The sequence below is a fragment of the Kordiimonas gwangyangensis DSM 19435 = JCM 12864 genome (assembly GCF_000375545.1).
GTDB classification, from domain to species: domain Bacteria; phylum Pseudomonadota; class Alphaproteobacteria; order Sphingomonadales; family Kordiimonadaceae; genus Kordiimonas; species Kordiimonas gwangyangensis.
On record NZ_AQXF01000005.1, the window covers coordinates 148,095 to 171,004 of the forward strand.

Annotated in this window: 21 protein-coding genes and 2 riboswitches; of the genes, 8 read left to right on the top strand and 13 right to left on the bottom strand. The window is 57.6% G+C overall.

The features are described 5' to 3' along the window. Positions 1-2 precede the first annotated feature (2 nt). Positions 3-863: a 23S rRNA (adenine(2030)-N(6))-methyltransferase RlmJ gene (locus tag B150_RS21340; RefSeq protein WP_020400712.1), complete on the top strand. Its 861-nt coding sequence runs from the start codon at positions 3-5 to the stop codon at positions 861-863. Between the two features lie 6 nt (positions 864-869). Here B150_RS21340 and B150_RS0114760 read toward each other — a convergent pair whose 3' ends face one another. Beyond that, positions 870-1,433 (bottom strand): glutathione peroxidase, encoded by a 564-nt coding sequence (locus B150_RS0114760; RefSeq protein ID WP_020400713.1) that lies wholly within the window; start codon positions 1,431-1,433, stop codon positions 870-872. 192 nt (positions 1,434-1,625) lie between these two features. Between B150_RS0114760 and B150_RS0114765 the strand changes: the two genes are divergently transcribed. Both B150_RS0114765 and putA read left to right on the top strand, forming a co-directional pair. Further along, the gene (locus B150_RS0114765) at positions 1,626-2,735 is read left to right on the top strand and encodes an NADH:flavin oxidoreductase (protein WP_020400714.1); all 1,110 of its coding nucleotides are present in this window, start codon (positions 1,626-1,628) and stop codon (positions 2,733-2,735) included. A gap of 269 nt (positions 2,736-3,004) precedes the next feature. After that, positions 3,005-6,169, top strand: coding sequence for a bifunctional proline dehydrogenase/L-glutamate gamma-semialdehyde dehydrogenase PutA (putA, locus tag B150_RS0114775; protein WP_020400716.1), 3,165 nt, complete (start codon positions 3,005-3,007; stop codon positions 6,167-6,169). A gap of 62 nt (positions 6,170-6,231) precedes the next feature. Here putA and B150_RS0114780 read toward each other — a convergent pair whose 3' ends face one another. Next, positions 6,232-7,356 (bottom strand): PA0069 family radical SAM protein, encoded by a 1,125-nt coding sequence (locus tag B150_RS0114780; RefSeq protein ID WP_020400717.1) that lies wholly within the window; start codon positions 7,354-7,356, stop codon positions 6,232-6,234. A 161-nt stretch (positions 7,357-7,517) separates the two neighbouring features. Between B150_RS0114780 and B150_RS0114785 the strand changes: the two genes are divergently transcribed. Continuing rightward, positions 7,518-8,108, top strand: a complete 591-nt coding sequence (locus B150_RS0114785) for a MarR family winged helix-turn-helix transcriptional regulator (protein WP_020400718.1) — start codon at positions 7,518-7,520, stop codon at positions 8,106-8,108. A 20-nt stretch (positions 8,109-8,128) separates the two neighbouring features. Here B150_RS0114785 and B150_RS0114790 read toward each other — a convergent pair whose 3' ends face one another. The 4 genes from B150_RS0114790 to B150_RS0114805 all read right to left on the bottom strand — a co-directional run bounded on the left by B150_RS0114790 (position 8,129) and on the right by B150_RS0114805 (position 11,901). Continuing rightward, entirely contained in the window at positions 8,129-8,806 is a 678-nt protein-coding gene (locus B150_RS0114790) for a nitroreductase family protein (RefSeq protein WP_020400719.1), read from the bottom strand. Between the two features lie 64 nt (positions 8,807-8,870). Next, a complete protein-coding gene (locus tag B150_RS0114795; RefSeq protein WP_020400720.1) occupies positions 8,871-10,004 on the bottom strand; it encodes an ABC transporter permease in 1,134 nt (377 codons plus the stop codon). Then, positions 10,001-10,933, bottom strand: a complete 933-nt coding sequence (locus B150_RS0114800; RefSeq protein ID WP_020400721.1) for an ABC transporter ATP-binding protein — start codon at positions 10,931-10,933, stop codon at positions 10,001-10,003. The genes B150_RS0114795 and B150_RS0114800 overlap by 4 nt, the downstream gene beginning before the upstream one ends. Further along, positions 10,930-11,901, bottom strand: coding sequence for an HlyD family secretion protein (locus B150_RS0114805; protein WP_025895868.1), 972 nt, complete (start codon positions 11,899-11,901; stop codon positions 10,930-10,932). Before B150_RS0114805 ends, B150_RS0114800 begins: the two co-directional genes overlap by 4 nt. Positions 11,902-12,075: 174 nt before the next feature. On the opposite strand from B150_RS0114805, the gene B150_RS22575 reads away from it, so the two are divergent. Continuing rightward, positions 12,076-12,705, top strand: a complete 630-nt coding sequence (locus B150_RS22575) for a TetR/AcrR family transcriptional regulator (protein WP_020400723.1) — start codon at positions 12,076-12,078, stop codon at positions 12,703-12,705. On the opposite strand, the gene B150_RS0114815 is transcribed toward B150_RS22575, so the two are convergent. The 7 genes from B150_RS0114815 to B150_RS0114845 form a co-directional block, all read right to left on the bottom strand. Beyond that, positions 12,702-13,901, bottom strand: a complete 1,200-nt coding sequence (locus B150_RS0114815) for an EAL domain-containing response regulator (protein ID WP_020400724.1) — start codon at positions 13,899-13,901, stop codon at positions 12,702-12,704. The genes B150_RS22575 and B150_RS0114815 overlap by 4 nt on opposite strands. A gap of 121 nt (positions 13,902-14,022) precedes the next feature. Next, complete coding sequence (gene gcvPB / locus B150_RS0114820; RefSeq protein ID WP_020400725.1) at positions 14,023-15,555, bottom strand: aminomethyl-transferring glycine dehydrogenase subunit GcvPB; 1,533 nt, start codon at positions 15,553-15,555, stop codon at positions 14,023-14,025. Then, positions 15,555-16,904, bottom strand: a complete 1,350-nt coding sequence (gcvPA, locus tag B150_RS0114825) for an aminomethyl-transferring glycine dehydrogenase subunit GcvPA (RefSeq protein ID WP_020400726.1) — start codon at positions 16,902-16,904, stop codon at positions 15,555-15,557. Before gcvPA ends, gcvPB begins: the two co-directional genes overlap by 1 nt. Positions 16,905-16,999: 95 nt before the next feature. Then, positions 17,000-17,371, bottom strand: a complete 372-nt coding sequence (gcvH, locus tag B150_RS0114830) for a glycine cleavage system protein GcvH (protein ID WP_020400727.1) — start codon at positions 17,369-17,371, stop codon at positions 17,000-17,002. Between the two features lie 24 nt (positions 17,372-17,395). After that, positions 17,396-18,529, bottom strand: a complete 1,134-nt coding sequence (gene gcvT, locus B150_RS0114835) for a glycine cleavage system aminomethyltransferase GcvT (RefSeq protein ID WP_020400728.1) — start codon at positions 18,527-18,529, stop codon at positions 17,396-17,398. 44 nt (positions 18,530-18,573) lie between these two features. Next, positions 18,574-18,685, bottom strand: a riboswitch (glycine riboswitch). Then, positions 18,686-18,786, bottom strand: a riboswitch (glycine riboswitch). Between the two features lie 95 nt (positions 18,787-18,881). Beyond that, the gene (locus B150_RS0114840; protein ID WP_020400729.1) at positions 18,882-19,505 is read right to left on the bottom strand and encodes a class I SAM-dependent methyltransferase; all 624 of its coding nucleotides are present in this window, start codon (positions 19,503-19,505) and stop codon (positions 18,882-18,884) included. Between the two features lie 60 nt (positions 19,506-19,565). After that, positions 19,566-20,072 carry a hypothetical protein gene (locus tag B150_RS0114845; RefSeq protein WP_020400730.1) on the bottom strand — a complete coding sequence of 169 codons (507 nt, stop codon included), beginning with the start codon at positions 20,070-20,072 and terminating at the stop codon, positions 19,566-19,568. A 292-nt stretch (positions 20,073-20,364) separates the two neighbouring features. Here B150_RS0114845 and ispH point away from each other — a divergent pair, with 292 nt between their 5' ends. Genes ispH through rnhA form a run of 3 tightly spaced genes read left to right on the top strand, consistent with a single transcriptional unit; the run spans position 20,365 to position 22,716 of the window. Further along, entirely contained in the window at positions 20,365-21,321 is a 957-nt protein-coding gene (gene ispH, locus B150_RS0114850) for a 4-hydroxy-3-methylbut-2-enyl diphosphate reductase (protein ID WP_020400731.1), read from the top strand. Next, positions 21,321-22,280 (top strand): homoserine kinase, encoded by a 960-nt coding sequence (gene thrB, locus B150_RS0114855; protein WP_020400732.1) that lies wholly within the window; start codon positions 21,321-21,323, stop codon positions 22,278-22,280. The genes ispH and thrB overlap by 1 nt, the downstream gene beginning before the upstream one ends. Beyond that, on the top strand, positions 22,270-22,716 hold the full coding sequence (gene rnhA / locus B150_RS0114860) for a ribonuclease HI (protein WP_020400733.1): 447 nt from the start codon (positions 22,270-22,272) through the stop codon (positions 22,714-22,716). The genes thrB and rnhA overlap by 11 nt, the downstream gene beginning before the upstream one ends. The last annotated feature ends 194 nt before the right edge of the window (positions 22,717-22,910 follow it).

The following is a 22,910-nucleotide window of genomic DNA, read 5'->3' on the forward strand; positions in this document are numbered from 1 at the left end:
AAATGCTGAGTTACCAACATATCTACCACGCGGGCAATTTCGCGGATGTGCACAAGCACCTCGCCCTCATGCTCGCGCTTGAGCATTTGAGCGCAGGCACATCGTCCTTCAGCTTCTATGACAGCCATGCCGGACGCGGGATCTACGATCTCGCGAGCACAGAGGCTGAAAAAACCAAAGAGCACCAGACCGGTATCACCGCGATTGACCTTGCCAGCAAAAAAGACAGTGCTGCCGCGCGTTACCTGAAACTCATCAATGATTTCCGGGCCACGCACGGCGAAACAAGCTACCCGGGCTCGCCCGCCATCGCGCAGACCTTCATGCGTCACGGTGACCGCATGTTCCTTACCGAACTGCATCCCGGTGAACATCGCCATCTGCTCGATAACCTCGGCCAATACCAAAGTGTCGATATCAGCCGCCGCGATGGGCTTGAGACAATCGCCTATCTCAATCGCCCCCATCACCTGCGTGGCCTTGTGCTCATTGATCCATCCTACGAGATCAAGACCGAGTACCGGGACGTGGCACGGACAGTGATGAAAGCGCAGTCCAACTGGTCATCGGCGATCTATATGATCTGGTATCCCATTCTCAAGGATGAACGCCACAAGCAGATGGTGCGCTCGCTTCTCAGTCTCGGCGGCGCGAAGGCATTTGAAAGCAAGCTCATGGCACCCGCCGCTGTCGCCGGGGAACGCATGCAGGGGTCAGGCCTTGTGATTTTTGGGGCACCGGAAACATTTATTGAACAGCTGGAAGCTGCGATGACAGATGTTCAGCAACTCATGTTTGCCGGCGAAGGCGAACATATCATTAACAAGGGGCAGCCCACAGGAAACCACCCCTTGATAATCTAAAATCTGTTACCGCCCGGAAGCGTTCAGCACTTTCTCAACCGCGGCCTTCATCTCGTCAGACTGCGGGGTTACCTTGCTTGAGAAATAGGCAACCGGGTGGCCTTCACGGTCGATCAAGTATTTGTGGAAGTTCCACTTGGGGCGGCTCTCTTCACCGAGCTCACTGGCAAGCCACTCATAAACCGGCGCATTGTCCGGCCCACCCTTGACAACCATCTTCTTGGTCATCGGGAAATCGACCTGGAAGTTCACCTTGCAGAAGTTCTTGATGTTCTTCTCGGACCCCGGTTCCTGATCGCCAAAATCATTGGCGGGCACTCCAAGGACCACGAGGCCCTTGTCCTTGTATTCGTTCCAGAGCGCCTGCAAACCTTCATACTGCGGGGTGTAGCCACAGTAGGATGCCGTGTTGACCATCAGAACTGCCTTGCCCTTGTATTCAGCAAGCGGCATGTCCTTGAACTCAATCGATGTTACAGTGAAGTCGTGCAGTGATTTTTCATCATCCGCCTGAACGCTGGTGCCCGCGAACATAACCGCCGCTGCCAGCAAAAGTGATCTGAACCGCATACCCAACTCTCCTCCGGAATATCGTTTCTTGCCCAAGTTATAACGCCTTAGCCGTGCCTGTGAAAAGAGCATGACACAAGTGTGAACTCGTTCTTCCTACGCGTCATTCTTGAAAGCGGATGATTGGGCCCTACCTAAATCCGCAGCCAGACATCACCGCCGCACGCGCGCGGCAAAGCGAAGGAAGTACTGATGACAGCAGACGCTGCACCGCTTTTCAAACCCTTTGACCTTAAGGGACTGCACTTAGAGAACCGTGTGGTTATGGCACCCATGACCCGCACATTCTCCCCCGGCAATGTTCCCAACGACCTGAATATCGAATATTACCGCAAACGCGCCGCAGGCGAAGTAGGCCTTATTGTCACTGAAGGCACCTGCGTGGGGCATCCGGCCGCCAGCGGCTATGCAAACGTACCCTTCTTCTATGGCGAAGAAGCCCTCGCGGGCTGGAAAAAAGTGGTCGATGCCGTGCACGGTGAAGGCGGCAAGATCATGCCTCAGCTTTGGCATGTGGGCGCAGTGCGTCGCCCAGGCATTGAACCCGACCCCGAAGTGCCGGGCTACGGCCCATCCGGCCTTGTCGCCAAGGGCAAGAAAAAATGCCACGAGATGAGCGAACAGGATGTGGCCGATGTGATTGACGCTTTTGCGCAAGCGGCGGAAGACGCCAAGCGTATCGGCATGGACGGCGTGGAAATCCACGGTGCTCACGGCTACCTGATCGACCAGTTCTTCTGGGGTGACCTCAATGAACGCACTGACAAATGGGGCGGGAACGCAGTTGAGCGTACCCGCTTCGCGACCGAGATTGTGAAAGCGATCCGTGCCCGTGTCGGTAGCGACTTCCCTGTTATTCTGCGCTGGTCGCAGTGGAAGATGCAGGACTATAACGCCAAACTCGCCGCCAACCCGGCTGAACTTGAAGCCTTCCTCGCGCCGCTGACGGACGCAGGTGTGGACATTTTCCACTGCTCAACCCGCCGCTTCTGGGAAAGCGAATTTGAAGGCAGCACTCTCAACCTCGCGGGCTGGACCAAGAAGTTGACCGGTAAGCCCACCATCACGGTTGGCAGTGTCGGTCTCGATGCCGCCTTCACTGAGGAAGGCACCGCTGGCTTCGCTGAGGCAGAACCTGCCAGTCTTGAGGGGCTGCTGGAGCGTATGGCAAATGACGAATTTGACCTCGTAGCCGTTGGCCGTGCCCTGATTGCAAACCCTGACTGGGTGAAAAAGGTACGCGCTGAACAGCATGATGCCATCCTGCCCTACAAGAAGGAGATGCTCACGCAACTGGCGTGAGTGTACACATCTCCACAGACTACACTAAATCGTCATGGGGCCGTCAGCGAACGGCCCCATTTTATATGGTACAAGGACTCGAGTTCTTGTCCGCTGAGGCCACACCCGCGGGCAAGGGCGATGCGCGCAGGAAAACCGCGGCTTTCGCCACATGTTGCAGCGCAATATAAATTCTTCTTCTCCGCGCTTTTTTTTGTCGCTAAGGGGGACAAAGATCCAAGCGTGGATTGACGATCATGACAATCGAAGTGTGGTAGAAGGAATTATATATGGCCAAGCTTCGCATCAGCCCGACGCCGGCACATACCCGTGCAACGGCGTTTGCTGCAATCCGAAATGCCTATCTGGCGGACGAAGAGACAACAGTCCGTTCGCTTATTGACAATTTCCCCCTGAATACGGAAGACCGCGACGAGATCGTGGTGCGTGCCGCAGCCATTGTTGCGCAGTCCCGCGCAATGAAAGAAGAGCAAGGCAGCCTTGATGCCTTCCTCGCGGAATTCGGCCTTTCAAATCAGGAAGGTGTTGCCCTCATGTGTCTCGCGGAAGCGCTGCTGCGCATCCCTGACGCCGAGACGCAAGACAAGCTCATTGCCGAGAAGATCAAATCCGGTGACTGGGCTTCGCACAAGGGACACTCTGACAGCCTGTTCGTGAACGCCTCCACCTGGGCCCTGATGCTGACAGGTGAAGTTGTGCGCCTTGACCGCGCAATCACCAAAAACCCCGGCAAATGGATGAGTTCGCTTGTCGCCCGCACGGGTGAGCCGGTGATCCGCAAAGCGGTCATGCAAGCCATGAAGATCATGGGCAAACAGTTTGTCTTTGGCCGCACTATCAAGGAAGGTCTGACCCGCCAGTCCAAACAGCCGGCGGAAAGCAAGATGATGAGCTTCGATATGCTCGGCGAAGGTGCTCGCACCATGGAAACCGCCGACCGCTATTTCGAGCTTTATAAACACGCGATCGACGCTGTGGGCAATGCTACCAAAGAAGATGGCGACGACCCACATGACCGTTCCAGCGTATCGATCAAGCTTTCGGCCCTGCACCCGCGCTATGACGAGATCAACGAGAAGCGCGTGATGGAAGAGATGCTGCCGCGGGTGAAAGAACTCGCGGCGCAAGCCAAGTCCTACGATATCCAGATGACCATCGACGCTGAAGAAGCTGACCGGCTTGAAATTTCCCTCCGCATCATTGAAGCGCTGGCACAGGACCCTGACCTCGCTGATTGGGAAGGCCTCGGTCTTGCCGTTCAGGCGTACCAGAAACGTGCGCCATATGTGATTGACTGGCTCGTTCACCTCGCGCGCGAAAATGGTCGCAAGTTTGCCGTTCGCCTCGTCAAAGGCGCTTACTGGGACACGGAAATCAAGAAGGCGCAAGAACAGGGCCTCGAGGATTACCCCGTTTACACGCGCAAGCAGGCGACGGACATCAGCTATCTCTACACCGCTGCCCGCATGCTGGAAGCGCAGGACGCCATCTACCCGCAGTTTGCCACACACAACGCGCACACCATCGCAGCCATCATCAATATGACAGGCGGCAAGCGCTTTGAGTTCCAGAAACTGCACGGCATGGGCTCGCTCCTCTACAAGGCTGCTGGCCGCGTTCAGGGCAAGCCTATCCGCACGCGTACTTATGCGCCTGTGGGGCTGCATGAAGACCTGCTGCCGTATCTTGTGCGCCGCCTGCTGGAGAACGGTGCGAACTCCAGCTTCGTGAACCGCTTCATGGACGCGGATGTTCCAGTTGAAGAAGTGGCGGGTGACCCAATCCCATCGATCAAGATGGCACCGGCGCTTCGCCATACGCTGATTGCAAAACCGGAAGACATTTTTGGTGACGAGCGTAAAAACTCCAAAGGCTGCAACCTTTATGACCGTGCGCAGTCCGGCCCACTGATGGACGCCCTCGCCCGCAACAAAGGCATAACTTATAAAGGTGCGTGCATCATTGGTGGCAAGGATGTTGGCGACACGGAACGCAGTGTGACCAACCCGGCGAACACCAAGGAAGTTGTTGGCACCGTCAAGGAAGCTCGCACGGAAGACATTGAAGCGGCCATCACCAAAGCCGAAGCAGCGCAAGGTGAATGGAACCGCATCGGCGGTGCAAAGCGCGGTGAAATCCTGCGCGCCATCGGTGACAAGCTCGAGGACAATCGGGACTTGTTCGTTGATCTTCTGGTGCGTGAAGCTGGTAAAACCATGAGCGACATCATCGCGGAGATCCGCGAAGCTGTAGACTTCTGCCGCTACTATGCCGCCCGCGCTGAACAGCATTTCGAGAACCCGACCGTGCTGCCTGGCCCGACCGGGGAGCGCAACCGCCTGTTCCTTGGTGGTCGCGGCACGTTCCTGTGCATTGCACCGTGGAACTTCCCGCTCGCCATCTTTGCGGGCCAAGTTGCTGCGGCGCTCGCGGCCGGTAACGCAGTCATCGCCAAACCGGCGGAACAGACGCCGCTCGTGGCCTATCACACGGTGAAGCTGTTCCATGAAGCAGGCGTGCCAGTGGACGTACTGCACCTGATCCTTGGCGAAGGCTCCCGCGTGGCAGCGCCCCTTGTTGAAGACGAGCGCATTGCAGGCGTGGCTTTCACTGGCTCCACCGCCACCGCCAAGATCATCAACCGCACGCTCGCAGCACGCGACGGTGCAATTGTACCGCTGATCGCCGAAACCGGCGGCCAGAACGCCATGATCGTAGACAGCACCGCGCTGCCGGAACAGGTGGCGGATGATGTGATCATGTCTGCCTTCGGTTCAGCAGGCCAGCGCTGTAGCGCGCTGCGTGTGCTTTTTGTGCAGGACAGTGTGGCCGACAAGGTCATCAACATGCTCAAAGGGGCGCTGAAGGAACGTGTCATCGGTGACCCGTCACTGCTGACCACCGATATCGGCCCGATTATCGATGCCGAAGCGCGCGACAAACTTGCCGCACACTGCGAGCGCATGGAAAAAGAAGCCAAACTTGTTGCCACCGCCGAACTGGGCGAAGGCACCGAAGACGGCACTTTCCTCGCACCACGCATTTTTGAATTGGATAACCTTGGCCAGCTTGAGGACGAACAATTCGGCCCCATCCTGCACGTCATCCGCTTCAAGTCGGGTAAGATCGATGAAGTTCTTAAGGAAATCCGCGCCACGGGCTACGGCCTTACCTTCGGCGTGCATTCGCGCCTTGAAAGCCGCTGGCAGGAACTGTTTGAGAAAACCCGCATAGGCAACACCTATATCAACCGCAACATGATTGGTGCGGTTGTAGGCGTGCAGCCGTTCGGCGGTGAAGGCCTGTCGGGCACCGGTCCGAAAGCAGGTGGCCCCAACTATCTGTTCCGTTTTGCGGCTGAGCATACGCTCACCATCAATACGGCAGCGGTTGGCGGCAACGCGGAACTGTTCAGCATGGATGAAAACGGCTAACGCCGCGGCACCCAGCAGAACCAAAAAAGAAGGCCGGGCATGCTTGCATGCACCGGCCTTTTTCAGTGGGCTGAAGTGTGATCGAAAAGGTTGAACTGGCCGCCCGCCAGCACCGGACGGCGGAACTTGGTGGTATCAAGGTCCTGTTTGAACAGATTGAGACCAAGACGGCGGCTGATATTGCGGAAGCGCTGGTCCATCAGGTCAGCCTCGAGCCCCTTGCCTTTCATGCGGTGTTTGAAACGTGGGTCGTTCACCCGGCCACCGCGCATTTCCATCAGCCTGTGCAACACCCTCACCTTGCGGTCGGGGTAATGTTCACCCAGCCATTCCTCAAACAGGCCACCAAGCTCAAGCGGCAGGCGCAGGAGGATATAGTTGGCATATTTAGCGCCTGCATGGGCACCTGCTGAGAGCAGGGTCTCCATCTCATGGTCATTGAGCGCAGGAATCACCGGCGCGAACATCATACCTGTGGGGACACCAGCGTCCGCCAGCAGCTTGATGGCATCAAGCCTGCGCGTCGGCGTACTCGCCCGCGGCTCAAGCGCCCGCGCAAGCTTCCGGTCAAGCGTGGTGACAGAGAGGGATACACGCACGAGGCCCATCTCCGCCATTGGCACAAGGATATCCATATCCCGTACCACGAGGCGCGATTTTGTGAGAATGGTCACTGGGTGCCGGTGTTCATAGAGAACCTTCAGGATTTCCCGCGTGATACGACGATCCTTCTCGATCGGCTGATACGGGTCGGTATTGGTGCCCATAGCGATGGGTTTGGGCTCGTAGCCCTTCTTCGACAGCTCCGCTTTCAGCAGTTCCGCCGCATTGGGCTTGGCAAAAAGCTTGGTCTCGAAATCGATACCAGGCGAAAGCCCCATGTACGCATGTGTTGGGCGTGCAAAACAGTAGACACAGCCATGCTCACAGCCGCGGTAAGGATTGATCGAACGGTCAAATGGGATATCGGGTGACTTGTTGCGCGTCAGGATATGCTTGGCCTGCTCTTCCTGCACCTCGGTCTTGAGTGACGCATCGGGAATATCGGACAGCCAGCCATCATCGGCACGTTCACGCGTCAGCTTTTCAAAGCGGCCACTGTTATTCGAGACAGCTCCACGACCGCGCACAAGCCACGGCGAGGTAGAAGGTTGGCCAAGGCCGATATGTCGTTTTCCTGTTTCCATGCTCTGATTTTATCACAAGAACAAAACAAGAACAATATGGATATTGAATGGCGGATTTCCCCCACTTTTACGCGAATTACACCAATGGTTTCAGGGAGATAGACGCTTTGCAAGAATAAACATTTGTTTGCAAAAGCCCAAAGCACTGATACAAATGCGCCATGAACAAATATGATTTGCCGCCCGCCCGCAAACGCTACTTCAAGCTGACGGATCGTATCAACGACCCGCTGGACCTGATGGCACATGTACCTTTCCGGATTGCGACGGCAAGCAACCTCCTTGCCCTTAACCGTGACCTGAGCGTGCGCCAGGACATTGACCTTGATGTGCGCGAGATGCGCGTGCTCATCAACATCGGCTCCTATATGCCGATCAAATCCGCTGATATCGCTTACCAGAGCCGGATGGACAGTTACACAGTCAGCCGGGCAGTCAAGGCGCTGCGAAAAGCGGGGCTTATCGATTTTGAACCGGTGCCTACCAGCAAACGCGCAAAGAACCTCGTGCTGACGGAAAAAGGCGAAGCGGTGTACCGCAACATCATCGATGTGATGGACCGCCGCGCACAGCTCTTGGACGAAGTGCTGACCGGTGATGAGAAGGCCCAACTATGCGATATGCTTGCGCGGATCGAAAGCAAGGCCGAGCAGCTCATGGCGCAATATGCGCTCGATCAGATGGAGAGTGGGGTCGAATTGCCCGCTGACCAGAAGGAACTGATCCGCTGGTACCGAAAGGGCGCACGCTAGACCTATCAGTGGTGTGACGATCAAAGGATCGTCACGATATCCTCAAACTGTTTCTTGATCAGCGCGTGTTTGGGCACAGTTGCGCCCTCAGTCGGGTAACCCGCCACGAGCAGAATAAACGCACGCTCATGCTCCGGCCTGCCACATATCTCATTGAGGAAGTTCATCGGCTTTGGCGTGTGTGTAAGTGTGGCGAGCCCTGCGTTGTGAAGGGCTGCGATCAGGAAGCCGGTGGCGATGCCCACTGATTCTGCCACATAATAATTTTTGCGCTCCATCCCCACTTCCACACCGCCGCGGCGCTGCGCGAATATGGCGATGAGCCAGGGCGCGCTCTCAAGATACGGTTTGCTGGCGTCGGTACCGAGGGGCGCGAGCGCATCAAGCCATTCCTCACCCGCCTTGCGCTCGTCATAAAAGCCGCGTTCTTCTGCTTCCGCGCGCAGGCGGACCTTGGCTTTGATATCCGGGTCCTTGATCAGCGCAAAATGCCACGGTTGGTGATTGGCCCCACTCGGTGCCGTGGCTGCAGCCCTGATGCAATCCTCGATTATTTCCTGCGGCACCGGACGATCGGAAAAATCGCGCACTGTGTGGCGGCGGCGAATATCAGCCAGGAATTCTGCGGCACGAGCGCGCATCTCACCCTCGTCATACTCAATATAATCCGGCAGAGGAACATTATCATGGGGCTGCATACACCACTCCCTAAGGCATTGTTATGCTGCGATTCCTACATGAATAATATTGCATATGCAATATCTAATCGAGCGTCTGACGATACCGTGTTAGCGCCACCGCGGACGCGACAATCACAAAAGCCAGAATGCCCAGAAGGTCCGCCGCAATGTCCATGAAACCACTGCCTTTCAGCAGAATACCACGCGCGATGCGCAGGAAGTGCGTCAGCGGCAAGGCCTCGCCAAGAAACTGCGCCCACTCCGGCATGCCGCGGAACGGGAACATGAACCCCGAAAGCAGCAGCGATGGCAGGAAAAAGAAGAATGTCATCTGCACGGCTTGCAACTGGTTCTGCGCAATGGTGGAAAAGGTGAAACCCACCGCCAGATTGGCAATCATGAACAGGATTGCGGCCCCAGAGAGGAGCAGCACACTGCCTTCAACCGGCACACCAAAGAGAAACGCCGCAGCGATCAAGATGATGAGCGCCTGCACATAACCAACAATCACATAGGGCGTGATTTTGCCCAGCATCACCTCAGCCGGGCGCACGGGCATGGAAAGCAGGTTCTCCATTGTGCCGCGCTCCCGCTCCCGCGTGACAGCAAGGCCGGTGATCATCACAAGCGTCATGGTCAGGACCACACCCATCAGGCCAGGCACGATGTTGTACTGGGTGATATTCTCCGGATTATAGCGCCGGTGAACAATCACCTCGAACCCTGGCTCGGGTTCACTCGGGCCTGTGCTAATACCTCTCAGGTCGCGCTGAAGCGCAGTCGACCTGATTTGCTGTAACGCGCTGATGGCGCTGCCGGTTGCGACAGGGTCAGTCGCATCAGCCTCCACCAGAATTTGCGGCGTTTTGCCAAGCAGCAGGTCGCGGGAGAAATTGGGCGGGATCGTCACCGCAAACTGAACCTGCCCACGCGTGAGCATGCGGTCCACATCCTTGCCGTCCGCGTTCGATACAATTTTGAAATAACCCGTGTTCACAAGGGCGGCGGTAAAGTCGCGGGTGTAGACAGTGTTCTCCGCCGCGTAGATGGCTGTCGGTAGCGCTTTGGGGTCAGTGTTGATGGCGAAACCAAAAAGGATAAGCTGGATGAGCGGCACACCAATCATCATGCCAAGGGTCGTTCGGTCCCGCCGCATATGGTTGAACTCTTTCATCAGCATCGCACCAAGGCGGGTGAAGGAAAGGAGCCGTCTCATGCAAAATTGTCCTTCGAGCCGGAGGTGAGATGAATGAACACGTCTTCAAGCGTGGGCGTGGTTTCTTCCCATGTGATGTCATGCCCGTCACGGTAGGGTGCGATTGCGCGCGCGAGGGCATCTGCGTCGACACCGCTGACATGCAGCTTGGAGCCAAAGGCAACCGCCGACGCGACGCCTTCCGTTCCGCGCAACTTGGAAGCCAACCTGTCAGCCTCGTGCCCGTAAGCACGCCATGTGTAAAGTTCTGTGTCCGCAATGATCTCATCCGCCGTGCCGGAGGCCAAGAGCTTGCCGTAAGCGATATAGACGATCTCATGGCAGCGCTCTGCCTCGTCCATATAGTGGGTGGACACAAGTACCGTGATGCCGCGCCCGGCGAGGGTATGGATCTCGTCCCAGAACTCCCGCCGCGCCTTGGGGTCCACGCCCGCAGTCGGCTCATCCAGCAGCAACAGACGCGGCTCATGCAGGATACAGGCCGCGAGCGCGAGGCGCTGTTTCCAGCCACCTGAAAGTGTGCCTGTCTGCTGGTCTCGGCGCTCATATAGCCCTAGACCCTTGAGCGAATCTTCAACCCGCGCCTTCCGGTTATCCATTTCGTAAAGCCGGGCGACAAACTCAAGGTTTTCCTTGATCGTCAGGTCTTCATAAAGGCTGAACTTCTGCGTCATATAGCCGGTTTGACGCTTGATGAGCGGCGCTTCCGAACGCAGGTCAAGCCCAAGGCAGGTGCCCTGCCCCTCGTCTGGCGTCAAAAGCCCACATAGCATACGCAGGGTCGTGGTCTTGCCGCTACCGTTGGGGCCAAGAAAACCAAAAATCTTGCCTTCCGGGATACGGAGCGAGAAATCGTCCACCACCCGGCGGCCGTTGAAACTTTTCACGAGGCCAGAGACATCGATAGCCAAGCCACCATTCGCACTCATTCCTCGCGCTCCACCTCGATCGGCAGCCCAACCGGGAGGATGGTGCCGCCTTCAGGCAGCGCCTCAATCATGAACACCAGTTTCTCGCGACTGGCGGCGGAATAGATCACAGGCGGCGTGTATTCCGCTTTTGGGGCAACATAGGTGATACGCGCGGAGAGGTTCGCCGCACATCCATCGCACATAAAGCGCACACTTTTCCCCACTTGCATTTTGGCAACATCGGCCTCAGGCACAAAGAAGCGGAGCTTGCGTTTATCGTCAGGCAGTAGCGACAGCACTGGCCGCCCGGCAGGCACCCAGGCGCCGGGCAGGAAGAATGTGTCTTCCACTACTGCCTCAACGGGCGCAGTGGGCTTGAGTTCCGTGAGGCGACGAGCCGCCTTTGCAAGAGCGGCTTCGCCCTCTTTCACCGCTTGCGCAGCTGCTTCCAGCCGGTCCTGGCGTGCAGGCAGGTTAGCCACGTCAAACGCCTGCTTGAGCGCTGTGAGCCGCGCCTTTGCCTGATCCCTTGCCGCTTGCGCGGCATCAAGTTTCGCCTGAACAAAAGCGGTGCTGCCAACCAGTTCCTGTTGCCGCGCAAGCTCCTGCTCCGCGTTGAGAAGCGCGGCTTGGGCCTCCTTGATCTCAGCCAGCCTTACCTCGAGCTCTTCAGCACGCTCACCACGCCTCAGGTCCGCGAGTTCCGCTTCCGCCCGGTGCACATTAGCTTCCGCCTGTGCGACATCAGCTTCAGCAGCTTCTGTATTCAGGGCAAAAAGCCGCGTTCCGGCGGCCACCCTGTCGCCTCGCGACACATCAAGCGTCTCAAGGGTACCGCCCGCGGGTACAGAAAAATCGATATACTCACCCTCGACATAGCCGGGATAGATCGCCTCACTGGTTTTTATCTGGCTCATGTACCAAGCTGCCGCGCCAACGACGCCAGCAACAACAAGCACAATTAGGAAACGAACGAACTTCATCATCGGCCTTTCAAGGTAGAATTCATGGTGCCAACGGGCTCCAACAGCCGGCGGCACCTTCATGTTTGATGCGTGCATTCAGGGCACGTCTGACTTTTTGCCGATTTCCTCGCTGCGGGACTCGGGTGTTGCATTATATGCTTGAAATTAATTAATTAGTCAATTAATTTAAGAAACATGGAAAATGACAAAACAAAACGCCGCGGCGCAGGCCGCCCCAAAGATGATGCAGAAGACCGCCGGGAACGGCTGATCGAGGCAGCGGGACCAATCTTTTCTGCGCAAGGCTACGGGGCGACCCGCATCCCTGACCTTGCGAAAGCGGCAGGCGTGACACCCGCAATGGTGCACTATTATTTTGGCGGCAAAGACGGGCTTATTAAAGCGGTGTTTGATAGCGCGTTCACGCCCCTGTTGGACCGTCTTGACGACCCTTCAACGCTTGAGGAATGGGTTCACACCTTCCATGAACACCTCATAAAGCATAGGTGGATGCCTCACTTGATGATCAGGGAAGTCGTGATGGAAGGCGGCTTTTTGCGCGACTATTTCTCAGGCAACTATGCACCACGCATCATGGCCAAGTGGCTTAACATTTTCGCGGGCGAAAAAGCTGCTGGTCGCATGAGGAATGATGCGGATGACCTGCGGCACACCGTCCTCATGATGGGGATGATCGTCTACCCCTTTGTGGTTGCGCCGCTTAGCGATATTCTGACCGACAGCCCCTTCGGCGACGAGCAGATGCGCGCCTTCAGAGAAGACGCTGTGCGGCTTTTCTTTGGTGGGGTTGGCGCGGTCGCCTAGTCTTTCAGCCCAGGGATGGTAATTACACCGTCACGGAAATCCTCATACCAGATCAGGAATTCGTTTGCTGTCATCGGCTTTCCGAGCAGGTAGCCTTGCGCGATATCCGCGCCAAGGCTGCGCACAATGCGGAGCTGCTCTTCGTCCTCCACACCTTCACAGGTGCATTTCAGCTTGAGCTTGTGGGCCAGATCAATGGCAGATTCGAGGATAATGCGCGCTGTATCGTCCTCCCCTGCCCGGCTGATAAACATGCGGTCGACCACGATCTCGTCAAAGGGGATTTTCTGTAGTCGCATCAGGGAAGCGAAGCCGGTACCAAAATCGTCGAGCGAGAGGCCAAAACGGCGCAAGGCGAGGCGCGACAGCACTTCAAGCGGCACGCGTACGTCTACGTCCAAATCGGCTTCCGTCACTTCAAGTCGCACCATCTTCGGCTCGACACCAAACTGCTCGGCAAGTCCGGTGACCACATCGGCAAAATCGGATTTGCGCAGATTGTCCGCCGCCACATTGATCGACAGCGCTACATCAAGCCCCTGCCGACGCCACTTGCCCTGCTGCTGCAAGGCGAGTTCAAGCATGCGGTAAGTGAGCACATCCATATGGCCCTTTTCCTGCGCCACCTTTATCACGGCGCCCGCACCCAGGTAGCCGCCCGTCGGCGCACGCCAGCGCGCGAAGACTTCTGCACCCGCCAGTTCACCGGTTTTAAGGTCTATCTTGGGCTGGAAAACGGGCGATAGGCCGTCTGTCATCAGGCCGCGCATGAATTCGCTCTCGGACAAAACCGTCTCAGTGCCCGTGCGGCCCTTAGTGCGGGTATCCGCCACGTCGCTCAGCATCGATAGCAGCATATCCTTGTTCACCGGCTTGGTAAGCGCACCCAGAAGGTTGATGCTATAGGCCAGCGCAAGTTCCTTGGCAGACTGCAGCGTGCGCGGATCGTGGCCGGTGAGCAGGATCACAGAAGGGTCCCAATCGAGCTCGGAGATCGCACGAATAAGGCCAAAACCATCCATTTCCGGCATAGCAATGTCGGTGACAATCACGTCATAACGTTCGGTTTTCATGAGGTCGAGCGCCTGAGCGCCGCTGTCGGCGCCAGCAACCAGATTGTCGTCCACCTGCATATAGCGGATCAAGAGGTCCCGCATCGTTGCGGAATCGTCCACGACAAGAATACGCTTGCTCACCAATGCTCCTCCCTCACTTCGGCGCTAAGCTATCATCAAATTGGTTAACGTTCCAAGAAAAGAAACCACCCGCAATGTATGCGAGTGGTTCCTGAACTTTAGCTAACGATTTGATATCGTTTTATTCTGCAGCAAACCGTAGCACCGGGTTGCGGGCTGCCTGCGTCTCGTCAAGGCGGCTCCAGGGTGCATGGTATGGCGCGCCCGAGAAGCGCTCCACCTGCCCTGCCTTGGCCGCTTCCGCGAGGCCGCGCATGGAACGGATGAACTGGTCCATGTTGGTCTTGCTTTCGCTTTCCGTCGGCTCGATGAGCATCGCCCCGTGTACAACGAGCGGGAAGTACATGGTCATCGGGTGGTAGCCCTCGTCGATCATTGCTTTCGCGAAATCGAGCGTGGTCACGCCTGTGCCCTTGAGGAACTCATCATCAAACAGCGCTTCGTGCATGCAGGGGCCGTCATAGGACGGGCTCATCACGTCCTTCAGGCTCGCGAGCACATAGTTGGCGTTCAGCACTGCGTCTTCCGACGCCTGCTTGAGGCCGTCCGAGCCGTGGCTCAGCATGTAGGAAAGCGCGCGTACATACATGCCCATCTGGCCCTGGAAGGCGGTGAGGCGACCGAAGGATTTGCCCGCCTGGTCCTCAACGATGTCATAACCGCCTTCGGTTTTGACAACATAAGGCACCGGTACAAAGTCCTTGAGTGCGTCGGAGAAAACAACCGGACCGGAACCCGGGCCACCGCCGCCGTGCGGGGTGGAGAAGGTTTTGTGCAGGTTGATGTGCATGGCGTCGACGCCAAGGTCACCCGGGCGCGCCTTGCCGACGATGGCGTTGAAGTTCGCGCCGTCGCAGTAGAAGAAGGCACCGGCCTTGTGGATTTCGTCCGCGATTTCGCGCACTTCGTTCTCAAACAGGCCACAGGTGTTCGGGTTGGTGATCATCACCGCCGCCACAGTGTTATCAAGCGCCGCCTTGAGCGCTCCGATATCGACACGGCCGTTGTCCTTCGCCGGGATCGACTTCACCTTGTAACCACAGAAAGCCGCGGTTGCCGGGTTGGTACCGTGCGCCGATTCCGGGCACAGGATCACTTCACGCGCGTCACCACGCGCTTCAAGTGCCGCGCGGATGGCCATCACACCGCAAAGCTCACCGTGCGCGCCAGCCTTGGGGCTGAGGGCAACAGCGGGCATGCCGGTAAGCGTCATCAGCCAGTGGCTCAGCTCGTCCATAAGCTGGTACGCGCCCTGAACGGTCGACTTCGGCGCAAGCGGGTGAATGTCACCAAAGCCCGGCAGGCGTGCCATTTTCTCATTGAGGCGAGGGTTGTGCTTCATGGTGCAGGACCCCAGCGGAAACACACCCATGTCGATGCCGTAGTTGCGGCGGCTCAGGCGCGTGTAGTGACGCGCCGTGTCCGGTTCCGCAAGACCGGGACAACCGATCTCGCTCGTGCGCTCAAGCCCACCGCAGGAGAGCTCGAGATCACTGGTGTCTTCAAAGTCCACGCCGGTGGTCTCGCTGGTGCCCAGCTCGAAAATGAGCGGTTCGGCAAGGCGCAGGCCCACGTGGCCGGAGAAGCTTTCAAATTTCGTAGCGTCGCCGCCACCGGTTGCCGCCGTCGGACGGCCCTGAGAATTCATCGCCATTAGAGCACCTCCTCAAGCGCGCCTTTGAGCACGTCAATATCGTCTGCGGTTACCGTTTCGGTCGCGGCCATGATGAGCACGTCATCAAGCCCCGCACCCGGATAGAGGCGCGATGCCGGCACACCGGCAAGTACACCGCGCTCAGCCAGTTGGTCAACAACCGCACCCGCCGCCTTAGGCAGCTTCACCGCAATCTCGTTAAAGAAGGCGTTCGTGAGCACTTCACCACCCGCAACGCTGCCCATGGCAGCCTTGAGCGCGATGGCGTTTTTGTGGTTCACACGTGCCACACCGCGCAGGCCTTTTTCGCCAAGAAGCGTCATGTGGATGGTGAAAGCAAGCGCACAGAGGCCCGCGTTTGTACAGATGTTCGACGTCGCTTTTTCGCGGCGGATATGCTGCTCGCGCGTCGAGAGCGTCAGCACGAAGCCGCGCTTACCGTCTGCATCAACCGTTTCACCGCACAGACGGCCCGGCATCTGGCGTACATATTTCTGGTTGGTGGCAAAGAGGCCAACGTACGGGCCACCGAAGTTAAGGCCGTTACCGATGGATTGGCCTTCGCCAACCACGATGTCGGCGCCCATTTCACCAGGGCTCTGGATCAGGCCGAGGCTCATCACTTCCGTGACGACCACGATCAGCAGCGCTTTTTTGGCGTGCGCGGCTTCGGCAACCGGGCGCAGGTCCAGCACATGGCCGAACACACCCGGGTTCTGCACCACAACGCAGCTTGTCTCGTCGTCGATCGCATCGATCACGGCCTTGAGCTCGGCTTCCGGGTCAGCGGGGTTTGGCGTCTGCGCCACAATCACGTCTTCGGTGTATTGTGTCGTGGTTTCCACCACCGCGCGGTAATGCGCGTGCAGGCTACCGGCGAGGATGGCTTTGTTCCGGCGCGTCACGCGGCGGGCCATCAACACAGCCTCGGCACATGCGGTAGAGCCGTCATACATGGAGGCGTTCGCCACATCCATGCCGGTCAGCTGGGCAACCTGGGTCTGGAACTCGAAGATATACTGGAGTGTACCCTGCGCGATTTCCGGCTGGTACGGCGTGTAGGCCGTCAGGAATTCGCCGCGCTGGATCAGGTGATCAACCGTCGCGGGCACATGGTGCTTGTAGGCGCCAGCACCAACGAAGAACGGCACGCTGCCAGCCGCGGTGTTTTTGGCAGCCATGCGCGACAGGTGGCGCTCGACTTCCATTTCCGCCTTGTGGCGCGGCAGGTCAATTTCCGGATTGAGAACGGCGTTTGGCACGTCCTTGAAAAGATCGTCGATATGACGAACGCCGATTTTCGCCAGCATCGCTTGCCGGTCATCGGGCGTCAGCGGCAGGTAGCGCATGCGCACAACTCCTAAAAGTCACGCGGCCCCGGTTGCGTGGGTTGGGCCGCACAGAAAAAACGCTGGCGCGGGATGGTCCCGGCCAGCGCCAGATATTAGTCGAGGCCTTCGACGAATTCGTTGTAGGCTGTCTCGTCCATCAGCTCGTCGAGGTCATCAACATTCGCGAGTTTCAGCTTGAAGAACCAACCAGCATCAAGCGCTGCGGAGTTCACGAGGCCCGGCTCGCCTTCGAGCGCCTCGTTGACTTCAACGATCTCGCCGGCGAGCGGTGCATAAACCTCGCTTGCGGCTTTCACGGATTCAACAACGGCAACCTCGTCGCCCTTGTCGTAGGTCGCGCCAACTTCCGGCAACTCCACAAACACAACATCGCCGAGGGCTTTTTGCGCATAGTCGGTGATACCAACCGTGGCAATGTCGCCTTCAACTTCCAGCCACTCATGTTCTTCGGTGAACTTAATCATGGGCCTATCCTCCAAAATCCAGGCTTAAGATGCTTTCTTGCGCACGTAGCGCTGCTCGATAAAGGGTGTTTTTGCGACCACGGCAGGGTGGGCCTTACCGCGAATCATCAACTGCACCTCGGTGCCTTCGGCGGCCATCGCCGCTGGCACAAAACCCATCGCAACCGGGCCGCCCACAGTAGGGCCAAAACCGCCAGAGGTCACGATACCAACTTCATTGCCGTCGGCGTCCGCAATCGGCGTACCTTCACGCGCCGGGGCACGGCCCGCAGGCTTTAGGCCCACGCGTACTTTCGCAGGGCCTTCGCTGAGTTCTTTCAGGATGCGCGCCGCACCGGCAAAGTCGCCGTCCTCGCGGCGTTTCTTGCCAAGCGCGAAGGTCACCGCTGCCTCAACCGGGCTGACGGTCGCGTCAAAATCATGGCCGGAGAGGCAGAGGCCCGCCTCAAGGCGCAGGCTGTCCCGCGCGCCAAGGCCGATGAGCTCCACATCGTCAGAGCGCAGCAGGCGCTCGGCCAGGGCTTTCACTTCACCTTCCGGGATTGAAATCTCATAGCCGTCCTCGCCGGTGTAGCCCGAGCGGGAAACCCAGCACACCACGCCTTCAAGCGTGACGGCGGTTGCTTCCATGAAACCGAGGTCAGCCACTTCAGGCGCAAGCTCCGCGAGCACATCAACCGCCTTCGGGCCCTGCAGCGCGATGAGCGCGCGGTCTTCAAGCGGTTCAACGGTGATCAGGTGACCAAGCTTTTCTTCAAGGATGCCATAATCCTTGTCCTTGCAGGCAGCGTTGACGACAACATAGAGCTTGCCGTCGGCATCGTGGGTGCGGGTGACCATCAGGTCATCCTCGATCCCGCCGTCGTCATTGAGGAGCAGCGTGTAACGCATCTTGCCCGGCTGCAGCACCTGCAGCGCACCCGGCATCAGCTTCTCAAGCGCCGCTGCGGCGTCCGAGCCGTCCTTGGAATGGATAAAACACTGGCCCATGTGCGACACATCAAAAAGACCGGCCTTGGAGCGGCAATGTTCATGCTCTTTCATGATGCCGAGCGGATACTGAACCGGCATGGCATAACCCGCGAAAGGCACCATCTTGCCGCCGCGTTCCACATGCAGGTCATAAAGGGGGGTCTTGAGAAGTGTGTCGTCAGTCATCAGGGCGGCCTCCGCATACGCAATCTGCCAGTAAAGACTGGCGTCAAGCCCCCTCTGTCACGGAACCTGAGAGATTTGACCCGGCCATTTGGAAGCGGCCTGGCTTACCCCGTCGGTGAGCAATGCCGTTAGGCTTTGCTGCTTTCCAGAGGGTCACTTTGCCGTGCGGTCCTTTTGCCTGAGAGTTTCCGGGGCGGTTGCTCCTTCGGCGCCGGATATGGGCTGATGCCCTCACCGATCTCTCCCGCACAGGCGATGCAGCAATCCACGAAGGGCTGTTGCGTGACCTGATGTGTCGCGATCATATGCCGGAGATGGGCGGGTGAGTCAATCGCGAAAGGAGCGGGAGACGCTAGTCAGCGAGCTTTTTGACATAAAGCTGGAACAAGGGCGCTTTCAGCAGTTGCAGCTTCTTGAAATGTATATTCACGAAGGCATCAACGGCAATTTTGGGGCACCGAAGGATGTCCGTATCGGCAGGGGCATGTTCCGACCATGTATAGTCGTCAAACACCATGACACCACCTTTTTTCAGAAGCTTGAACCCAAGCACGGCATCACAAAGAACGTCGGGTGCCTGATGCGAGCCGTCGATATAAACAAAATCAAAGTATCCGGCTTTTCCTTCACTCAACAGGCGAGCCAGCTGAATGTCTGACTGGCCCTTGCGGATATCGATTCTAACTTTGTGTTCTGCATGTTTCGCCGCCTCCCCCACATTGTGGCGGAAGCGCGCTTCCACGCTGGCCATGTCAAAATCTGCGAGCTGATGTTCAATCCCGCCGTCCCATGTATCAACACAAAACAGCTCCAGGTCGTGACTGCCCGTCAATTTGTCAATGAGATAACAGGCGCTTGCACCCTCAAAAGAGCCGACCTCAAGAATGGTACGCGGCATCACCTTTGGGATCAGCTTATCCCAGACGCCGCGGGCACCCTCTTCGAACCAATAATTAGTGAATTTGTAGTCGCGCATCCCTCAGCCTTTCAAGCGGAGCCGTTTTGGCCCCGCCGAAACCGCCAGGGCTTACTGACCCTAGCGTTCCATATTGAACACGACGTCCTGCGCATCCATCTGGAAGCCAAGCAGAACCTCGTAGTTATAGCGACGCGCCTGCGCAATCGTCGGAATATGCTGGGAAATGACCTCTTTCGAGCGCGCAAAACCTTTGCTGTCGAACGTCAGTTTCACATCGAACACTTCTTTGGAAACGATCTGGCTGTTGTCTTTCAGGACCGCCACAAAGTAAGGCAGCGTGATTTCACGAGCGGAGAATGCCGGACCCGCTGTCGCACCAACAAAGAAGGTCACCTTGGAATCAACGGCTTCACCCTCGGTGCAGTCGGTTGTCACATCCATGATTGAGGCAGTGTACATCACGTCTTCCGTGGTGCGTCCCTCGCCCTTGAACTGTGTAAGGGTATTCATGTCCCCCACCACTGCAACTGCCGGACAGCGCGACACAACAACTTCAAGCGGGCTCCTGTTACAGGCAGCCAGCATCAAGGTGAGTGCCGCCAAAAGCGCAAAACGAACCGACATCAAAAACCCTTTCAATAAATCACTTGAGCGCCAGCGACTTGAAGCTTTCCTGCTATATCACCGTGCCGAATTTGGCGGCGATCATAAAAAGAAGATAGCTCAAGCGCAAGCGGACATCTGGTCGCCATATTCATCTTGATTGATATGACCCTGCGCCCACGTTTACCCATGACTGTTACGCTATGGTGGAAGGGTGGCGAAAATAGGGCTCGCAAACCCATACGCACGCTTGACCCAGCCATGCTTGGCGGTTAGCTAATGAGGGAAATGTTCCCCCAAGGAGAAGATGCAAATGGCATCGGCGAAATCAGCTCCACTCCGTATCCTGCTTGCCAACCCGCGCGGCTTCTGCGCTGGCGTTGACCGCGCAATCAAGATCGTCGAGCTCGCGATCAAGAAATTCGGCGCACCGGTTTATGTGCGGCACGAGATTGTGCACAACCGTTATGTCGTCGAGGGGCTTGAGGCCCAAGGCGCGGTGTTTGTGGACGAACTTGACGAGGTACCGGACGATGTGCCGGTAGTCTTCTCCGCCCACGGTGTACCCAAGTCGGTGCCGGCGGAAGCTGAAAAGCGCAAGATGATCTATGTGGATGCGACCTGCCCCTTGGTGAGCAAGGTGCACCGCGAGGTGGAGCGCCACCAGAGCCATGGCCGCCATATCCTGATGATCGGCCACGCAGGCCACCCGGAAGTCGTTGGCACCATGGGACAAGTGCCCGAAGGCTCCATGACCCTTATCGAGACCGTGGAAGACGTGGAAAAGGTAAACCCCGCCGACCCTGCCGAACTGTCGTTCGTGACCCAGACCACGCTTTCCGTGGATGACACTATTGAGATTGTCGCGGCGCTCGAGCGCCGCTTCCCTGGCCTTACGAAGCCCAAGAAAGAAGACATCTGTTACGCCACTACCAACCGGCAGGTTGCCGTGAAAGAGGTGGCCGCACAGGCAGACCGTGTGATTGTGATTGGCTCGCCCAATTCCTCCAACAGTCGCCGCCTTGTGGAAGTCGCTGAAAAGGCGGGCTGTTCGGCGCGCCTTGTGCTGCGCGCTGCTGATCTCGACTGGGACTGGCTTAAAGGTGCCACAGCTGTCGGTATTTCTGCTGGCGCAAGCGCTCCGGAAATCCTCGTAGAGGAGGTCATCACCGCGCTCAAGGAACATTATGACGCGAAGGTAGAACTCGTCACCACTGCAGAAGAGGATGTGACCTTCAAGGTTCCACCAATCCTCAAGGACGTTGCCTGATGGCGGTTTATACGCACGTCGATGACCGCACGCTCGCAGACTTTCTATCCGGGTATGATGTAGGCACCGCCACTAGCTTCAAGGGTATCGCGGAGGGGGTGGAGAACTCGAATTATCTGCTCGAGACCACTAAAGCGCGCTTCATTCTGACGCTATATGAGAAGCGGGCCGACCCGAAGGACCTGCCCTACTTCCTCAACATGATGGAACATCTGGCCGGTAACGGCATCCCCTCGCCTTTGCCCATTCGGGCAAATGACGGTGACGCGCTGCGCACACTGTCCGGACGCCCGGCATGCCTTATCAGTTTCCTGACAGGTGTTAGCGTCAAATATCCGAGCGCAGACCAGTGTGCGGAACTTGGCGCAATGCTCGCGCGCATGCACAAGGCTGCAGAGGGTTTTGGCGAGGTTCGCGAAAACAACCTATCCATCGACGGCTGGCACAAGCTCGCCGAAGCAACCCGAGACCGCGCCGACGAGGTTATGCCAGGGCTTGCAGCACTTATTGCTGACGAGTTGGCATATCTCGACGCCAAGTGGCCGTCAGGCCTCCCGAGGGGCACAATTCACGCTGACCTGTTTCCGGACAATGTTCTTTTCTCAGGCGACAAGATCACCGGCGTGATCGACTTCTATTTTGGTTGCACCGACTATTTCGCCTATGACATCGCGATCTGCATCAATGCATGGTGCTTTGACGGGGAGCAACGTTTTGATGCGGTGCGCGCAAAGAGGCTGACCGAGCTTTATGATACACACCGGCGGTTGACCGGTGCGGAGGTTGCTGCTTTGCCAATGCTGTGCCGCGGCGCGGCACTACGCTTCCTGCTAACGCGCCTCTATGATTGGCTAAATCCGGTCGAGGACGCCGTGGTGAAGCCGCACAATCCCCTTGAATATGTGCGTAAGCTCAAGTTCCACCAGCAAGTGCGGGACGCGGCTGACTATGTCGTCTAAGCGGGTGGTAGAAATATATACGGATGGCGCTTGCTCCGGCAATCCGGGTCCCGGTGGCTGGGGCGCCCTGCTCCTCTATGGTGAGCATGAAAAAGAGCTGACCGGCGGTGAAATGAACACCACCAACAACCGCATGGAACTGACCGCAGCCATTGAAGCGCTCGGCGCGCTTACCCGACCATGCACCGTCAAACTGCACACCGACAGCACATACGTGCGCGACGGCATCATGAAATGGGTGCACGGTTGGAAGAAAAACGGCTGGCGCACAGCGAACAAGAAGCCGGTCAAGAACTCGGACCTCTGGCAAGCGCTTGAAGCGGCTGTCCGCAAGCATGATGTGGAATGGATATGGGTCAAGGGCCATGCAGGCGACCCCGGCAACGAACGCGCGGATGCCCTCGCCAATCAAGGCATGGCCCCCTACAAACCCTGAATGCTGCCCAACTACACATTGCTGACCTTAAGCTGAAACCCTGCCTTTTGCGTCATTACCGTGCAATGACGAAGGATGTGGGCGCGCCTTCCCTGCATGTTTTTGGACAGCCACAAGAATGACAGCAGAAGCGCAAAATTGCGTTGATCTATGGCAAAATAGAGCGTTGGCAGATATAGTGCCGACCAACAGAA

Excerpts from the sequence above, each read along its gene's own strand:
- gcvT (WP_020400728.1), bottom strand. The coding sequence starts at position 18,529 with ATGACTGACGACACACTTCTCAAGACCCCCCTTTATGACCTGCATGTG.
- B150_RS0114765 (WP_020400714.1), top strand. The coding sequence starts at position 1,626 with ATGACAGCAGACGCTGCACCGCTTTTCAAACCCTTTGACCTTAAGGGA.
- thrB (WP_020400732.1), top strand. The coding sequence starts at position 21,321 with ATGGCGGTTTATACGCACGTCGATGACCGCACGCTCGCAGACTTTCTA.
- gcvPB (WP_020400725.1), bottom strand. The coding sequence starts at position 15,555 with ATGGCGATGAATTCTCAGGGCCGTCCGACGGCGGCAACCGGTGGCGGC.
- B150_RS0114840 (WP_020400729.1), bottom strand. The coding sequence starts at position 19,505 with ATGCGCGACTACAAATTCACTAATTATTGGTTCGAAGAGGGTGCCCGC.
- gcvH (WP_020400727.1), bottom strand. The coding sequence starts at position 17,371 with ATGATTAAGTTCACCGAAGAACATGAGTGGCTGGAAGTTGAAGGCGAC.
- B150_RS0114785 (WP_020400718.1), top strand. The coding sequence starts at position 7,518 with ATGAACAAATATGATTTGCCGCCCGCCCGCAAACGCTACTTCAAGCTG.
- rnhA (WP_020400733.1), top strand. The coding sequence starts at position 22,270 with ATGTCGTCTAAGCGGGTGGTAGAAATATATACGGATGGCGCTTGCTCC.
- B150_RS0114790 (WP_020400719.1), bottom strand. The coding sequence starts at position 8,806 with ATGCAGCCCCATGATAATGTTCCTCTGCCGGATTATATTGAGTATGAC.
- B150_RS0114780 (WP_020400717.1), bottom strand. The coding sequence starts at position 7,356 with ATGGAAACAGGAAAACGACATATCGGCCTTGGCCAACCTTCTACCTCG.
- gcvPA (WP_020400726.1), bottom strand. The coding sequence starts at position 16,904 with ATGCGCTACCTGCCGCTGACGCCCGATGACCGGCAAGCGATGCTGGCG.
- B150_RS22575 (WP_020400723.1), top strand. The coding sequence starts at position 12,076 with ATGGAAAATGACAAAACAAAACGCCGCGGCGCAGGCCGCCCCAAAGAT.
- ispH (WP_020400731.1), top strand. The coding sequence starts at position 20,365 with ATGGCATCGGCGAAATCAGCTCCACTCCGTATCCTGCTTGCCAACCCG.
- B150_RS0114760 (WP_020400713.1), bottom strand. The coding sequence starts at position 1,433 with ATGCGGTTCAGATCACTTTTGCTGGCAGCGGCGGTTATGTTCGCGGGC.
- B150_RS0114795 (WP_020400720.1), bottom strand. The coding sequence starts at position 10,004 with ATGAGACGGCTCCTTTCCTTCACCCGCCTTGGTGCGATGCTGATGAAA.
- B150_RS0114845 (WP_020400730.1), bottom strand. The coding sequence starts at position 20,072 with ATGTCGGTTCGTTTTGCGCTTTTGGCGGCACTCACCTTGATGCTGGCT.
- putA (WP_020400716.1), top strand. The coding sequence starts at position 3,005 with ATGGCCAAGCTTCGCATCAGCCCGACGCCGGCACATACCCGTGCAACG.
- B150_RS0114800 (WP_020400721.1), bottom strand. The coding sequence starts at position 10,933 with ATGAGTGCGAATGGTGGCTTGGCTATCGATGTCTCTGGCCTCGTGAAA.
- B150_RS0114805 (WP_025895868.1), bottom strand. The coding sequence starts at position 11,901 with ATGATGAAGTTCGTTCGTTTCCTAATTGTGCTTGTTGTTGCTGGCGTC.
- B150_RS21340 (WP_020400712.1), top strand. The coding sequence starts at position 3 with ATGCTGAGTTACCAACATATCTACCACGCGGGCAATTTCGCGGATGTG.